The organism is Paracoccus sp. DMF-8, from assembly GCF_029309835.1.
In the GTDB taxonomy this organism is placed as follows: domain Bacteria; phylum Pseudomonadota; class Alphaproteobacteria; order Rhodobacterales; family Rhodobacteraceae; genus Paracoccus.
This window is the reverse complement of record NZ_JARJHL010000010.1, coordinates 834884-849795: the sequence shown is the minus strand read 5'-3', so window position 1 is coordinate 849795 and position 14912 is coordinate 834884. Positions and strand designations below refer to the sequence as shown.

General features: G+C 59.7%; 11 protein-coding genes and 3 pseudogenes. 7 read left to right on the top strand and 7 right to left on the bottom strand.

Annotated features, from left to right (window positions below):
* Nucleotides 1–258: 258 nt before the first annotated feature.
* The 4 genes and pseudogenes from PE067_RS11535 to PE067_RS11520 form a co-directional block, all read right to left on the bottom strand.
* Nucleotides 259–1233, bottom strand: coding sequence for an ATP-binding protein (locus PE067_RS11535; protein ID WP_276189496.1), 975 nt, complete (start codon nt 1231–1233; stop codon nt 259–261).
* The gene (locus PE067_RS11530; RefSeq protein ID WP_276189495.1) at nt 1230–3563 is read right to left on the bottom strand and encodes a hypothetical protein; all 2334 of its coding nucleotides are present in this window, start codon (nt 3561–3563) and stop codon (nt 1230–1232) included. The genes PE067_RS11535 and PE067_RS11530 overlap by 4 nt, the downstream gene beginning before the upstream one ends.
* Nucleotides 3560–4306: a TnsA endonuclease N-terminal domain-containing protein gene (locus PE067_RS11525; protein ID WP_276189494.1), complete on the bottom strand. Its 747-nt coding sequence runs from the start codon at nt 4304–4306 to the stop codon at nt 3560–3562. The genes PE067_RS11530 and PE067_RS11525 overlap by 4 nt, the downstream gene beginning before the upstream one ends.
* Before the next feature lie 1119 nt (nt 4307–5425).
* Nucleotides 5426–5695, bottom strand: a pseudogene (locus tag PE067_RS11520) (IS3 family transposase); the annotation flags it as partial.
* A gap of 750 nt (nt 5696–6445) precedes the next feature.
* Here PE067_RS11520 and PE067_RS11515 point away from each other — a divergent pair.
* Both PE067_RS11515 and PE067_RS11510 read left to right on the top strand, forming a co-directional pair.
* Nucleotides 6446–6754: a helix-turn-helix transcriptional regulator gene (locus PE067_RS11515; RefSeq protein ID WP_276189493.1), complete on the top strand. Its 309-nt coding sequence runs from the start codon at nt 6446–6448 to the stop codon at nt 6752–6754.
* Nucleotides 6751–7662, top strand: a complete 912-nt coding sequence (locus PE067_RS11510; protein ID WP_276189492.1) for a reverse transcriptase family protein — start codon at nt 6751–6753, stop codon at nt 7660–7662. The genes PE067_RS11515 and PE067_RS11510 overlap by 4 nt, the downstream gene beginning before the upstream one ends.
* Nucleotides 7663–7924: 262 nt before the next feature.
* On the opposite strand, the gene PE067_RS11505 is transcribed toward PE067_RS11510, so the two are convergent.
* A complete protein-coding gene (locus PE067_RS11505) occupies nt 7925–9097 on the bottom strand; it encodes an MFS transporter (RefSeq protein WP_276189491.1) in 1173 nt (390 codons plus the stop codon).
* Nucleotides 9098–9214: 117 nt separating this feature from the next.
* Here PE067_RS11505 and PE067_RS11500 point away from each other — a divergent pair, with 117 nt between their 5' ends.
* Nucleotides 9215–9652, top strand: a complete 438-nt coding sequence (locus PE067_RS11500) for a helix-turn-helix domain-containing protein (RefSeq protein ID WP_276189490.1) — start codon at nt 9215–9217, stop codon at nt 9650–9652.
* Nucleotides 9653–9690: 38 nt separating this feature from the next.
* Here PE067_RS11500 and PE067_RS11495 read toward each other — a convergent pair.
* Nucleotides 9691–10536 (bottom strand): annotated as a pseudogene (locus PE067_RS11495) (IS110 family transposase); the annotation flags it as partial.
* Nucleotides 10537–10636: 100 nt separating this feature from the next.
* Nucleotides 10637–10735 (bottom strand): annotated as a pseudogene (locus PE067_RS11490) (transposase); the annotation flags it as partial.
* 195 nt (nt 10736–10930) lie between these two features.
* Here PE067_RS11490 and PE067_RS11485 point away from each other — a divergent pair.
* From PE067_RS11485 to PE067_RS11470, 4 genes are all read left to right on the top strand, one after another.
* Nucleotides 10931–11893, top strand: a complete 963-nt coding sequence (locus PE067_RS11485; protein WP_276189489.1) for a tripartite tricarboxylate transporter substrate-binding protein — start codon at nt 10931–10933, stop codon at nt 11891–11893.
* Nucleotides 11894–11947: 54 nt separating this feature from the next.
* Complete coding sequence (locus tag PE067_RS11480) at nt 11948–12418, top strand: tripartite tricarboxylate transporter TctB family protein (protein ID WP_276189488.1); 471 nt, start codon at nt 11948–11950, stop codon at nt 12416–12418.
* Between the two features lie 9 nt (nt 12419–12427).
* Entirely contained in the window at nt 12428–13927 is a 1500-nt protein-coding gene (locus PE067_RS11475) for a tripartite tricarboxylate transporter permease (RefSeq protein ID WP_276189487.1), read from the top strand.
* 101 nt (nt 13928–14028) lie between these two features.
* Entirely contained in the window at nt 14029–14901 is an 873-nt protein-coding gene (locus tag PE067_RS11470) for a GntR family transcriptional regulator (protein WP_276189486.1), read from the top strand.
* The last annotated feature ends 11 nt before the right edge of the window (nt 14902–14912 follow it).

The following is a 14912-nucleotide window of genomic DNA, read 5'->3' as shown; positions in this document are numbered from 1 at the left end:
CGTCCCGAGGGCTGAGCGCCGCTGCGTCTTTGTGCCAATTAGGCATAAGTTTGCACATCTGGAAATAGTTAATGGATAATCCGGATAATTATCCAAGCATTATCAGGCGCTTGGCCCTTTGATATTTTGATTCGGGGCATATCTTTGCCCGCCAGCGGCATATGTTTGCACAGGCGCATCGAGCCTGAAGTGACGACCTGCAAACAAAAAGGGCCCGCGTTCCGCGAGCCCCCACATCCACTGCCTAATTTCGGTCGTTCACCCGTCGCTCGACAAATATTCCAGAAGTCTGTCCTGGTCGAAGACGTCGATGTAATCGTCCATCATGAAGGGCGAGAATCCTTTCTGGGTGCCATGGGTGCGGGAGAACGCTTCGTCGAAATGCTCTATCGAAACATCCTGCACCCCGGCGAGGGCGCAGCAGGTGAAAGCTTCGATCACCATTTCGATTGCGAGTCCCCACCGGTTGCACGACACGAATGCCAGGCGCTCGAGGAAGTCTGCATTGGACAGCCCGTCGAAGTTGACGCCCGCCTTGTCGGCGTAAGTATACGCCAACGCGTTGAGTTCACCGAGATCCCTCTCCGGGTTGATCATGTCGAAATGCACCGGCCGAAGCAGATGGCGCAGCTGGCGCCGTTCTTCAGAACTGGTGTCGTTTTCGATGTGCTTCGCGAGATCCGGCACACCGGACAGAATCAGGATCAAGGGCCATCTCGGATCCTTCAGGAGCGCCTTGAAGGAGTCGAGGACAACCCGGTTCGTTGTATGGCCCGTGTCCGCGAACATGTGCTGGCATTCGTCATAGTGGATGCCGATAATGCCTTGGCGCTTCGCCTGCTGACGAACCATATCCCAGATGTAGGTTTGCGTCCGTTGCCCGTTGCAGGGATAGCCGAGCGCTTCCAAGGTCGCGATTCCGAGGCTTTTCCAAGTGATGTGCCCGGACAGGATGCAGCTGACGAAACGGATCGGCTGGCCGTTGGGCATTGTTTCTCCGCTATCGTTGATGTCACGGATGAGGCGCTGTAGCTCGCGGGTCTTCCCGACTCTTGATTTGCCCGTGACAAGCACGCCCCGGGCCTCGAATGCCGCCCCCGAGCTTGCCTTGGAATAGTAGTCGGTCACGCAGGAGGAGACGGCCGCCTTCAGCTGCTGGGCACGATGAAACTGGTAATGCGCCTTCTTAAGCGGTGCCGCAACCGCCACCTCGCCCATATTGATGAACGTCATTCCAACAGATCCTTCGTGTTCTGCGGGCGGCCAAATTGGGCCCGCGTAGATTTGGTAGCCGACTTAGGCGAGCGTGCAGTCCTTGGCTTCGAGGCTTTCCTGGGGCTCGGCAGGTTCTCGGAATGCCGGTCCAGGTCCTCGGCGCGGCATTCCGTGGCAGGGTCGATTTCTTCGCCAAGCCCCTCGATCAACATCGGCCCGGCGCCGATCTGATATACGTCCTTCGTTCTAGTCAGATTCAGGATCTCGCTAGGGTCCACCGTGCCCGTGACGCGAGTCCGGGTGATCCGCGCGCCTGCGAAAACCGCGGCGGCTTTCCGCTGACATTCCTCGAAAGTGGCATAGCTGCGGCTGAGCTTATGCTCGACCCCGATCGCCTGAAGGCGATCAGCACGGTGGCGCCGGGTGCGCGCGATCTGATCTTCGTAGAACATCCTTTGCTGGTGGTCTTCTTTACGGCAGGCGGCCATCAGCTCCAGAACTTCCGGCAAAGTCATATCAGCAAATGCCGTAATCTGCAGATGGACAGTGATCGGTTCATCGATCCCCCGGATCACCACGGTCGCAGCGTTGATGTCATCCGGATCGACAAATACCGAAACCTTGCGTGCCTTCACCTTCGAGCTTTCCCGCATTTCCTGGAGTTTATCGGAGTTGAACCAGATCCCCCCAAACACCCGGACACCCTCGTCTGTGGGTGTTGCCTGGACCTTCCAGCCCAAATGGATACGCCGCGTGTCAGGGTCGGTCGGTGGAATGCAACCGCGCGTGCGGTTGATTTCGTTGTAGACTTCAATCGGTCGGCGGGACCACATGCCGACGCCAGTGTGCTGCATGGCGGGATATTCGTCGATGAAGAAACGGCTGAGGATTTCGTAGAGCTCTTCGATGTCCAGAACGCCATTCGCGATTGCATCGTAGCCCGGCAACTCTCCGGCTTTGCGCCCTGTGTAGCCATGGATCAACTTCAAGAGCACGGATTCCACGGTTCCGAACAAGCGTTCGATGTAGGGCTTGTCCGTCGCAGCGTAGGCACGCGATACGATGTTGATAATATCAAGTCCAACCAAGGTGCCGATGGTCGTGGCATTCCGAAGGCCCGGCCCGTTATCGTTCTTGACATAGCCCACGCCCACGGCGTCGATCGCCTGTCCCTCGCAGCCATATTTCCTGGCTTCGCGTTCCTTGGAGCGAGTGGCCATTCGAAAAAGCTGCAGGGTCGCTTCAGCGCGCGGCTGGTCGCTGATGACCCATGCGAGAGGCATGCGAGTCGCCACGTCGATCATGACAAGGATATAGAGGCGCTTTCGAATGATTTCGTCGATCTCGTGCAAAGCTTCCCTTTGGCTTTTCGAGAGTCGTTCCCAGATTCCGGCCACCTTCGACGACAGAACGAGGGACCCCCTGCATTCATCGATTTCGACGTATTCACCGACCAGCAGCGCGCGAATGTCAGTGCTGCCGCGCCCACGGCGGTTGCGCGTTACAGTGCTGCCCTTGGTCGCATTGAGGTAGGCGGTGTCGGACACGTGCTGCGCGCGATGTGCCCTCAAGGTCGAAACTGATGGCACAATCAGCGCGGGCAGGTCGTTCCGAGCCCGACGGACGTTCTCTTCGTGTATCAACAACTCGAGGCGATCATGAACATTCGCAAGGCTCGGGCTTTTGAGATCCAGTCCGACCTGTTCCCAAGCTGCGGTCATAAGCTCCCGCGCGCGATATGGTATCCTGGGATCGCGATTACCCTGTAGATGATACAGGGGTGCCAACGCATCTTTTGGACGCTCGCCCTCTTGAAGCGCCTCATAGTCGTGGAGAATATCGATCAGGCGGCGGCCCTTGTGCAGCGTCCACCGATCTCCCTTTCGGCCGCCGCGAGGGCCGTTCAGGTAAATTTGCTTCCCGAACAGCGTCTTGGCGATATCACGGATTTCTGGACGAAGGCGATCGATGCTGCGCCAGTTCAGCCTGAGCCGGGAATTCCCGGTTTCCAGCCGCAACCGCGCCTGAACCATCTGCATGCCCATGCAGATCGCCACGCGGAACGCGCTTGCCTCTTGTGCCTCATTGCTCAAACCCTCGACGCCCGCGACTCCCCCGAGGCGCTGTTTCAAGCGATTGCCTGTCAGTGCCTCAGTGGTGTCCGCCGCCATGCCAGGCAGCTTCAGCTGGTCGATCAGTGACTGCATCGAGATCCCGCGGACCTCGCCCGACGAAAGGTCGACCAGTTCGTAGCCGTGATCGGTCCTGTCACGGATGGACATTTCGCCCATCGGAAGCGTGACCGCCGTCCCGCTCGGGAAATGATAGTTCGGCGAGTCCGGTGTCATCCCACCAACCAAATGCGCGAATGTTCCCAGATGACGTTGTCGATATCCGCAACCAGCTTTTGTGCCGCGATCAGACGATAGCAAGCCTGGAACACCCGATGCTGCTCGATACCGGCACGAGGGAAAAGGTCTTTCATCACGTAGATCGACCGATAGGCCTGCATCGTCTGCAGGACGATTGCGTCCGCTTCCTGATCGGGGGCGGCACTGAGCTTGAACATTCGAAAAAGGTTGTCCCGGCGCTGACGGGTATAGTCGCTGGCATTCACGACGACCATGTCATCTGCGGCCATGCGTGGTGTCGCGGCAACAATCGACTCGATCGCCCGTTGGGTCGTCGGCTTAAGCAAGCTGCGCTCATAGCGCACGAAGACCAGGCGGCGATGGCCGTTGCGGAACGTCAGCAAAAGGTCATGCGTATACGGCGTGTTTTTTCCGTTCTCATCCTTGTAATGGACGGTCAGCGGCTGGAAGCCGATGTCGTAGATACTCGGAGCCATGAGTGCCTGGATGGCCACAGCGGCTTCGGCGGCGCTTTCCGTTTTTGCCAGTTTGGGCCTCCAGTCGTTCGCCGGAGTCTTGTAGGCAAAGAAGACCTTCTGCGCCCAGGAACTCCGCGCAGACGGATCGCGCCGGCCATCATAAGGGTCAACACCGTAGATTTCGCCCATCTTGATCTTGGATTCTTTCGGCAGCCGATGGGGTTGGTGATTCCACTCATCATGTTCGATGACGTAGGACATAGGATCTCCGTTTCCGGACGGCAGGCCATCCGGAGTGCAAGGGTCGTTTCGGAATGATCGACACCGCTCTTGCCCGGCACCGCATTGACGCGGTAACGTGGCATTGGATCAGGGCAGCCGATCAGGCTCGAGCGCTAGTATGCAGCGCAAAAATTTTCTCGGGATAGGGTGCGCGCGCCGTATCGGAAGAGCACACTCCCGCCAAACATTCGACGAATCCACCTTCGCATGCGCGATGGGGAGAGTCCACAAGTATCTGTTTTTGCACGGATTTCGTGGATTTCAAATTGCGGATGATTTTTCGCAATCCGTAATTACCTGTCCGTGTTTCCCTGCGCCTTGGTCAGGCCGCTGCGTTTAACCTCCTTGATGCTTCAGAGATTATCGCGCGGTGCTTGAGCCGCCAAGATCACGGCGGGTTGCCGTTGGGGACAGTCTGTATGCTTAGCTCAGCTGGATGCGGTTCGGCTGTAGAACAAATCAATCAACCAACCAAGGTGCCGTTCTGTGCCTGATGGGAGGTGGTGGGGAAGAATCACCCGATCCGTGCAGATCGCAGCCCGCAGTAGTCCTGTGCCACCGAGGCCTAGGTCGTCGATGATGATCCGGCGCAGGCGGCGGGCGGCTACATATGCCACGCCCATTTCTGCCCCGAGGTCATGAGCCGGCACCCTGCCAGGGGCGCTGCTTATGTCTTGATAGTGAATGATCCGCTCCGCGGCTGCGAACCAGATTGGCAATTCGATGCGGCTGCGATGTAAGGGGGTGGCAGTCGTCGAAGAAATCTGGAAGCGACAATTGCGGCACTGATATAGATCGCGGGTTGTCACATGAACCGGCTTTTCGGTGTGGCACCGGGGGCAGAAGACCCCCTGGGGCCAGCGCACGTCGATCAAACGCTGTCGGCACGATTGCAACGTCGGAAACCGTCTGCGGACGCCTTCCCTCGGCGTCTCGCAGCGCAGGGTATACCAATGGATGGCATGTTGCAGATCATCGGTTCGCGTTTCGGCCATCTGCTTTAATGGCGCGTAGGTAAGGATTGGGACAAGGTCAGGCAGGAGTAATTGGCTTGTCCGAGGCGTGTGGAGCGAAAACGAGCCCGAACGGAACCACCGGGCATAGGTTCTCCCGGCGGCAATCGCCGGTTACTGCTAGGATGCGGAACTTGCGCGCGGCGCCGAAGCTGTCGGCCAGAAAGTCGAGCGACCAGCAGGCGTTGGGATGCGCCGCCTCCGGCATCGGCGTGCGTAACCCGCGAGCCCGTTTGCGTGCGCGCCGTCGCCTCGTCGACAGCCCTTCTTCTCGGTAGAGCCGATACAGCTTCTTGTGGTTCATGAGCATGCCCTTGCGCTCGAGCAGGATGCCGATCCGGCGATAGCCGACCCGCAACGACGAGAACGTGATCGATGCTCTCCAGCGCCGAAGTATTGAAGCCAAAAACATCGGTCGTCCTGGCTACCATCTCACCTGCCGTTGCCATTGCGATCATCCATCGGGAAAAATTCTTCACCATATAGATCGCAGAGCCTCGAACATGAGTCAGTATAATCCTCAAAAATTTTCCGGATGGAGCGGCGGGCGTGTCACGGAAAGAAAGGAGGGCACAATATATAGTGTCCAAAGATCATGTTGGCGCAATTTTATTCGCTGTTGGCGAACTTTAATCTTGCTTTGGCGATTTCTTGATGCTACTCATCTCTCAGTGCTCAGGTGAGAGATAGTTGCCATAGGCTGGTCAGTTCGCTGATCGAGGAGGTTTCGGCCTCTACCCGTTTCGGGGCGTTGCGATCGCATCCGCGCGATGGGATCCGCGATGATGCCCGATCCACTCAAGTCCGCAGCTCGCGTTGCGGCACGGGGATGCCTGGGGGATAAACCTCTGCCCTGATTGCCTCCTGGGATGGCGGCACACTCGTCGGGATGGTCCCGGCGAGGAAGCCCAGGAGGATGTGACATGGGAAATGATCCCGTGAAGCCCCTGAGCACCGGGCAGTGGATCCGTCGTTGGATCCGGCGCGTTCTTCGGAAACGCCGGACCCTGATGGTCGTGTTCTTGATGGTTAAAGCCATCGCGCAACTCGCACGGCTATTCTTCTAAGACGGCTCCCGGGTGTTCAACTGCGAGGACGGTGTGCGATGCTGAACAAAGCTCTCCGCTTGGTGCGAGTCTATCATGACCTGACGCAGGCCGATGTGGCCGAGCGCGTCGGACTGTCAAAATCCTACGTTTCCGAGATCGAGAGTGGGGACAAGAACATCTCCCTCGCGGTTCTTGAAAAATATTCGACGGCTTTCGACATCCCCATGTCGTCACTGATGCTTTTTGCCGAACAGATCAACGGCGGAGGCAAGGCCGACGCCGTGCGCGCTTATGTGGCAGATAAGGCATTGAAGATGTTGGACTGGGTTGCGACCATATCGGAATATCGGAGCGCCGGGAAATGATCTATCAGCGGGATCAATCGGCGCTTTACAAGATTTCCAGTCCGCAGATGCTGGCTGACCGACTGTTGATATCCATGGAGGACCTTGAGGGGTTGCTGCACGATCCGGACCCCTACAAGCGGTGGATCGATAAAAAAACTGGGCGCGCCATACAGGAGCCCCGCCCGAGGTTGGCGTGCATTCACCGCCGTATCGCATTGCTGCTGTCCCGTATCGCTACACCAGACTACCTGCACTCTGCCAGGAAGGGCCGTTCCTACATTACGAACGCCTCTGTGCATGGGGTGGAGACCCGCTGTGCGAAGATCGATGTTCGAAAGTTCTATCCATCGGCACGCGCCCAAGCGGTGTATCACTTCTTTCTGGATCGAATGGCCTGTGCAGGTGATGTGGCCGGGATGCTCAGCAAGCTCCTCACAGTCGACGGGCATCTGCCGACCGGCAGCAGCGCCAGCCCAATCCTGTCCTTTTTTGCTTACGAGGATATGTTCGACGAACTGAGCATACTGGCGGCGAATGCAGGATGCGTGATGACGGTATATGTCGATGATATTGTGTTCAGCGGTCACGGGGCTGGGCGCCGCATCATATACGCTGCGAAAAAAATCATCAGGAGCCGGCACCTGCACGGTCACAAGACCAAGGTATTCAGGTCGGGGCAGCCTCGGATCGTGACTGGTGCCGCTGTCACCAGTGCCGGTTTGCGGCTCCCAAATCGCCGACAGCGCAGTATCGCCCAAGATCAAACCTTGTTCGAGAACCTGCTTCCAAGCCGGGAAAAGCTGGTAGTAGCGCGTCGTCTGGCGGGGCGTCTCTACGAAGCAAGCCAGATTGACCCTGGATGGAGATCGTCCGCGGATCGCATGGCTGCGCAGCGGGATGCGTTGCATTTTGCATTCGGCAGATAGCGATAATGTAACTGACCCCATAAATTGACCATTCGAGACGCACAGGACAAAGGTTTAGCGATTTCCGACCGCACACTTGTCCATTCTGCCCCTCATAACTTGTCCATTTACCTACCAGGCAACCAAAGAAAAAAACGACGTTCTCACGGGCGCGGTTCCGTCCATGGGACCGGGTTCAAGTCCGTCCTATCGTTTCGAAAAAGCGAGCGTCGCGCTCGTAGACGCCATTGGTTATTTTCCACCCGGCGCGAGGCGCCGCTTTTCATCTTGAGAGTCTGCGGGTGATCAGCAAAGCGACCATCGTCATGCCACCTGCAAGCAGGAAAGTGATGCGCAAGCCGGCGCCGACAGCCGAGGCCGGGGCATGTCCGAGCTCATCCGTTCCGGCGACAAGGGCGAAGACAGCGCCCATCGCGGACGCTCCCGCTATCAGGCCGAGGTTTCTCGACAGATTGAGCAAGCCCGAGACACCGCCCCTCTGGTCCTTTGGAACCTCCGCCAACACGGCGGTATTGGTTGCCGCCTGAAAGAGCTGATAGCCGACTGCCAGAATGGCAATGCTCAGCGCATATCCGACGACGCCGATTGTATGGGGCAGAAACGACAGCAGCAGCGTTGCGACGAGAAGCAGTATCAGCCCACCGCCAAGAACCCGCCGTGCGCCCCAGGCGTCAACCACCCTGCCGGATGGAATGCCGCTGAAGATCGAAGTTACCGGACCGACGGCCATCACCAGACCAACTGCTAACTCGGTCAGGCCAAGCCCGAGACCAAGATAGAAGGGGCCGACCACCAGCGTCGTCATCATGACGGCCGCGACGAGCAGATTGGCGGTCAGATAGCCAAATGGAACCTTGGTCTTCAACGGGCGCTGGCCTGATGATCTGCCCGTCTCCCTGGGCGAGCCCTGCGGCAGTGCGATAAAGGCCAGAACCAGGGCCAGAATCGCCAGGGGAAACTGCACCAGAAAAATCCCCTGCCAGCCCGCTATCGACAGCAGCACGCCCCCAAGAGATGGGCCAAGCGCCGTCCCGAGGGCCGACACGGTGCCGAGCAGGCCCATAGCGCGCCCTATGCGATCCTCGCCCGCGGTTTCGCGCATCAGCGCCATGGTGAGGGTCATGAGGAATGCGGCTCCGATGCCCTGAATTGCTCGCGCCCCAACCAGAATCCAGAGGTTCGGCGCGACACCGCAGAGCAATGCGGCAGAGGCGAACAGTCCCAAGCCAAAAAACTGCATGCGTCTCAGCCCGTAGGCATCTCCGAGCCAGCCGGCGACAATCACCGAAACCGTCAGCGTTGCGAGATAGGCCAGGACAACCCATTGGACGTGCTGGAACGAGGCCGAAAACGCGCCGGTCAGCGCCGGCAGGGCGATGTTGGCGATGCTGGTTCCAAGCGACGCCAGCAGCATCGAGAGCGCCAGTGCCGCCATGACCGTCCGATTTGCTCTGTCTGAAGGCTGTGATTCCGCCTGCTTCACGGTTCTGTCATCTTGTCTGAAACGCTGTGAAAAGGCACTCTACGAATTCAAGTTAACTTTAGGTCAAGCATGAAGTTTCTCGATATTGGGGAGGTTTCCGAAAGCTCGGGGATACGCCCCTCGGCCCTGCGCTATTACGAGGAAATCGGCTTGATTTCGTCGATCTCCCGGCATGGGCTGCGGCGGCAATTTCCACCAGAGGTGCTGTTGCAGCTCAAGCTCGTCGCAATGGGAAAGGCGGCAGGCTTCTCACTGGAAGATATTTCCAGAATGTTCGGTCAAAACGGAGCGCCGAACCTGCCGCGTGCCGTGCTGCATGAAAAAGCGGACGATCTCGACCGGCAGATTCGGCAGCTGATGGCGTTACGCGACACCTTGCGCCATGTTGCCGATTGTCCGGCCCCGTCGCACATGGAATGCCCGACCTTCAGGCGGCTTGTGGACGTTGCCGGAAAACGCGGCAGCATACGAGGCAGGAGAGGCAGAGCGAAAAGTAGACATTTATAGTGTCGTCTCGCCCATCGCGAACCCCACTATTGCGGCTTACCAGCGCGGGTGATGCCACCGCGCCGTATCGTCTTGCCAGTCGAGTATTCGCTCGGCACGAGCCCGAGATAGGCCATCAGCTTCACCGGTGTCTTGAACCGCCGCACATCGCCGATCTCGGCCATGAAGGTCACGGCGCTGATCAGCGCGACGCCCCGCAGCGCTTGAGGCGCGCTCACAGCTGGTGCCAAGGTCCAGTCCGGCACCAAAGCCTCGATGTGCTCCGTGAGCCGCTCAGCCGCTCCGAGGCATTGCGTTCCGCCAGGAGCATTTCCTGCAACGCAATCTGGTGCGCGGGATGGTCGAATGTCAGGGTCTGCAGCCAGCGCCGATATCGCATCGTCCAAGGCTTGGAGCGATGATAGATCCGCCCGTGACGCAGCACGAAGGCCGAGACGAGCTGGCGCTTGTGGCGCTGGTCCTCTGCGGCGCTTTCCCGGGCCCGGACCAGATCGCGCATCGCCTCATGTGTCTCGTCGGGGAGCCAAACGGGGGGCAATTCTCCGGCACGCAGAAGGCGCGCGAGGCGCGTGGCATCAAGTCGATCTGTCTTGACCCGCTCTCCCGCCCTGACTGGGATCAGGGACGGCGCAACCACGCAGCAGGCGCAGCCGGCGGCGCGTATCTGGCGGTAAAGACCGTAGCCCGTCGGCCCAGCCTCATAGCAGGCCGAGACGTCACCGCGTCCGGAAAGCTTCTTCAGCAGTTTGTCGATGCTGGCGGGTGTGTTCTCGAATGTGCCCAGACTCAGCACCTCATCCCCGCGCTCCACCCGCAATTGCAACCGCGAGCTTGTCTTTTGACACATCAATTCCAACGTAGATCGTTCCATGGGTGTTCCGCATGTCTTTCTCCATCGCAAACGGACGACACCTGCCGCCCCGCGATCAGAATACAGGCTGATCCGCTTGGGCCGGGCCGGTGAAAAAGACATGCGGTCTTACGCTTCTTCAGCTTGGCGTTCTCGTCTTTGAGCGCCTTCAGCCGCTTCGCTTCCGACACCGTCATGCTACCGAATTTGGCCCTCCAGTTGTAGAAGGTGGCGCCGTGTCATCTGTGCGGTTCCTGCTTGTGAGCCTTGCGCCGGATTTCGGTATCAGTGCGTCGTCGAGCGACAGGGCAGAGATGTGGTGAACAACGCCTCTGCGAGCTGTGCCAGAAAACTTAATATTGCTGTATGTAATTATTTAATGCAATATGACGGAATGCCCCTGACAGGGTGATTCTTGGGAGGAAATCATGAACAAATTTGTCTCCGGGCTGGGCGCAGCCTGGCTGGCGGCGCTTGTCGCCGCCGCTCCGGCCAGTGCGCAGGATCTGGAACTGGCCATCACGGCACCGGCCGGTGCAGGCGGAGGATGGGACTCCGCCGCACGTTCGCTGCAAGAGGTGATGATGGCGACCGGGAACGCGAAAAGCGTCCAGGTCATCAACGTCCCCGGCGCCGGCGGCACGGTGGGGCTGGCGCAATTCGTGCAGGGCGCGGATGGCAAGAGTGACCAACTGCTGGTGGGCGGTATCACCATGGTTGGCGCGATCATCACCAATGACGCGCCCTATGACCTGACGAATGTCACCCCGATTGCACGGCTGACGGGCGATCCGCTGGTGGTCGCGGTTCCGGCATCGTCACCCTATCAAACCATGGCCGATCTGGTCGCGGGCATCCAGAAGGATGTCGAACACACGATCTGGGCCGGTGGCTCGGCCGGTGGCGCTGACCACATTCTGGCTGCGCTGGTGACCCAGGCGGCGGGGGTCGATCCTGCCAAGGTGAACTATGTCGCTTATTCCGGCGGTGGTGAATCCCTTGCGGCGATGCTGGGTGGTCAGGTTACGGCAGGCGTTTCGGGCTATGGCGAGTGGCAGGGACAGATCAGATCCGGCGATCTTCGCGCTTTGGCGATTTCATATCCGGAGCCGATCGAGGGTATCGCCGCACAACCGCTCAAGGCGCAGGGCTATGACATTGAGCTGGTCAACTGGCGCGGCGTCTTTGCCGGACCGAATGTCTCTGACGATGCAAAGGCAAAGCTTGAAGAGGCTGTAGCCAAGACCGTTGCCTCGCCTGAATGGAAAGAGCTGATCAACGCGCGCGGCTGGTCCGACTATTATGCGCCGTCGGCTGAGTTCACCGACTTCATCGCCTCGGAAACCGACCGGGTCGGATCGATCCTGAAATCCATCGGGCTTGCCGACTAAGCGCCTTGCGGGAGGGGGCGCACCTCTCCCGCCTGTCCAGCCAAGGGGAAATCCATGACCTCGACGCAAGATGCCGGGCTGCACCGGCCTACGCTGATCATCGGCCTGGCGCTTTTCGCGCTGGCAATGATCACCTTTCACGACGCCTGGAACATGAAGATTCGCGCAAGCTACGGCATGGGGGCCGATGCCGCGTCCTATTTCGTGGCCGGGTTCCTGGGGCTTCTGGCGATCGGGCACCTGATCGCAGCCTTCCGCCCACAGCCGGAGGCAGATGCCGCGGACTGGGCAGGGGTCATCTGGGTCAGTCTGGGCCTCGCAGGACTGACCCTGTCAGTCTGGCTTGGCGGCGGCTTTATCCTCGGTTCCACGCTGCTTTTCGTGCTGACGGCGCGGGCGTTCGGCCGTAAGGCGATACTGACCGACCTGCTGATCGGATTGGCTCTGGGGTTGGGGATATTCCTGCTTTTCAACAAGCTGCTGACGCTGGCGCTGCCGGCGGGGCCGCTGGAACGTCTGTTCTAGGAGGGCGCGATGGACTCGATCCTTTACCTGCTGGGCGGCTTTGCCACTGCGCTCGAACCAATGAACCTTACCTTTGCGGCTATTGGCGTGATGCTGGGCACGGCGGTCGGCGTGCTGCCGGGCATCGGTCCGGCACTGACCGTCGCGCTGCTGCTGCCGATCACCTTCAAGCTGGATCCCGGCGGCTCATTGATCATGTTCGCGGGGATTTACTACGGCGGCATGTATGGCGGCTCGACCACCGCGATCCTGCTCAATACGCCGGGGGAAAGCGCTTCGGTGGTGACCGCGCTGGAAGGAAATCAGATGGCCAAGCGCGGCCGCGGTGGTCCGGCGCTGGCCACTGCCGCCATCGGCTCATTCGTAGCGGCGCTGATTGCGACGGCCGGGCTGGCCTTCTTTGCCCCGATCCTGGTGAAGCTGGCAGTCAAATTCGGCCCCTGGGATTATTTCGGGCTGATGCTGATTGCCTTCATCACCGTTTCGGCCACCTTCGGCTCTTCGCCCTTGCGCGGTTTGACCAGTCTGGGCATCGGCCTGTGGCTTGGTCTGGTCGGCATTGATCAGCTGACCGGGCAGACGCGACTGGCTTTTGGTGTCCCGAATCTGATGGACGGAATCGAGGTTACCACGCTGGCGGTTGGCCTGTTTGCGTTGGGTGAGGCCCTGTTCGTCGTCTCGCGCCACGCCTTTTCCGATGACGCGCCGATGGCGATCAAGGGCTCGATCTGGATGAGTCGCGAGGACTGGAGCCGCTCGTGGCGGCCTTGGCTGCGCGGCACCGCCGTAGGCTTTCCGATCGGTGCGCTGCCTGCTGGCGGCGCCGAGATCCCGACCTTTCTCTCTTACACAATGGAGCGGAAGCTGGCGAAGCGGCCCGAGGAGTTCGGTCATGGTGCTATCGAAGGCGTTGCTGGCCCCGAGGCGGCAAACAATGCCAGCGCGGCCGGCACGCTGGTGCCGCTGCTGACATTGGGCCTGCCGACCTCGGCTACGGCGGCCGTCATGCTGGCAGGGTTTCAGCAATACAACCTGCAACCCGGTCCGCTTCTTTTTGTGCAGCATCCGGCGCTGGTCTGGGGCCTCGTTGCGTCCCTGTTCATCGCCAATGTCATGCTGTTGGTGCTGAACCTGCCCATGGTCGGGCTTTGGGTGAAACTGCTGAAGATCCCGCTGCCTTGGCTTTACGGGGGTATCCTGGTCTTTGCCTCGATGGGAACGATCGCGGCCAATCCCTCGGTGGTCGAACTGCTGATGCTTGTGGGCTTTGGCTTTCTGGGCTTTGTCATGCGGCGCTATGACTATCCGGTCGCCCCGGCGGTGGTGGGTCTGATCCTTGGGCCGATGGCGGACAGCCAGTTGCGCCGCGCCTTGCAGATGAGCCTTGGCGACCCGATGATCCTGTTGCAGCACCCCGGATCGGCAACCATGATCGGGATCGCAGTTCTGGCCCTGATTGCGCCCTTCCTCTTCAAGGGACTGTCCAGGTTTCGCCAGGACGAGGACTGAGGTCCTATATGCAAGAACCGGGGCGCGGCCGGAAAGCGGCCGCGCCTCTTGCGTGATCGGGATTGCAACAGGATATATCGTCTATAAGCCCGGAGAAGATCATGGCCCGCAGCAGTCTTTCGCCCCAGATGGTGACGCAAATTCTGGATCACATGCGTGTGCAGAACATGCGTGAAGGCCACCACCTGCCGGCGCAGGGTCTGGCCGACACCTTTCGCGTGTCGCGCGCGCCCATCGTCAGCGCCCTGAAGAAGCTTGAGGAAATGGGCGTCGTCCGCTCCGAGGCGAACCGGGGGTATTTCCTGCTGCGTGATGCCGCCAACCTGCCGCAGGCCGATGGCGAAAGCGGCTCCGAGGATGCGGTCTATTTCCAGATCGCAGAGGACAGGCTGTCGGGGAAGCTGCCCGACCGGATGTCCGAAAATGAACTGATGCGGCTATACAATCTGCCTCGTGGGCGGCTCGTAAAGATCCTGCACCTGATCGCGGATGAGGGCTGGATCGACCGGCTGCCGGGCAACGGCTGGGAATTTCGTGAAACCCTGACCTCGCGCAAGGCCTATGCCGACGCTTATCAATTCCGCGCCGCGATAGAGATGCAAGCGCTGCTGTTGCCTAGTTTCAGCATTGATCGCGAGGCTTTTGCCGCCGCCCGCGCGCATCAGCAGGCGCTGCTGAAAAGCTTTGAAAGCGAAAGCCGCAGCAGCATTTTCGGCACCAATGTAGAATTCCACGAAATGCTGATGACCTGTGCCAACAACGACTTCTTCCTGGATGCGGTGCGGCGGGTGAACCGGGTGCGGCGGCTGATGGAATACCGCATCACCAACGATCGTTCGCGCCTGCCGCAGCAATGCCGAGAGCATCTCGAAATTCTGGACCTGATCGAAGCGCGCGACATGCAGGCGGCGGCGACCTTCTTGTATCGTCATGTCCGCGAGGCAGGAAACCTCAAGGCCGCGCTGATCAAATAGCGCGACCCCGT

Bases quoted from the DNA above. Each gene is read 5' to 3' on its own strand.
- PE067_RS11535 (WP_276189496.1), bottom strand. From the start codon at position 1,233: ATGACGTTCATCAATATGGGCGAGGTGGCGGTTGCGGCACCGCTTAAG.
- PE067_RS11530 (WP_276189495.1), bottom strand. From the start codon at position 3,563: ATGACACCGGACTCGCCGAACTATCATTTCCCGAGCGGGACGGCGGTC.
- PE067_RS11500 (WP_276189490.1), top strand. From the start codon at position 9,215: ATGAAGTTTCTCGATATTGGGGAGGTTTCCGAAAGCTCGGGGATACGC.
- PE067_RS11515 (WP_276189493.1), top strand. From the start codon at position 6,446: ATGCTGAACAAAGCTCTCCGCTTGGTGCGAGTCTATCATGACCTGACG.
- PE067_RS11525 (WP_276189494.1), bottom strand. From the start codon at position 4,306: ATGTCCTACGTCATCGAACATGATGAGTGGAATCACCAACCCCATCGG.
- PE067_RS11480 (WP_276189488.1), top strand. From the start codon at position 11,948: ATGACCTCGACGCAAGATGCCGGGCTGCACCGGCCTACGCTGATCATC.
- PE067_RS11505 (WP_276189491.1), bottom strand. From the start codon at position 9,097: ATGGCGGCACTGGCGCTCTCGATGCTGCTGGCGTCGCTTGGAACCAGC.
- PE067_RS11475 (WP_276189487.1), top strand. From the start codon at position 12,428: ATGGACTCGATCCTTTACCTGCTGGGCGGCTTTGCCACTGCGCTCGAA.
- PE067_RS11485 (WP_276189489.1), top strand. From the start codon at position 10,931: ATGAACAAATTTGTCTCCGGGCTGGGCGCAGCCTGGCTGGCGGCGCTT.
- PE067_RS11510 (WP_276189492.1), top strand. From the start codon at position 6,751: ATGATCTATCAGCGGGATCAATCGGCGCTTTACAAGATTTCCAGTCCG.
- PE067_RS11470 (WP_276189486.1), top strand. From the start codon at position 14,029: ATGGCCCGCAGCAGTCTTTCGCCCCAGATGGTGACGCAAATTCTGGAT.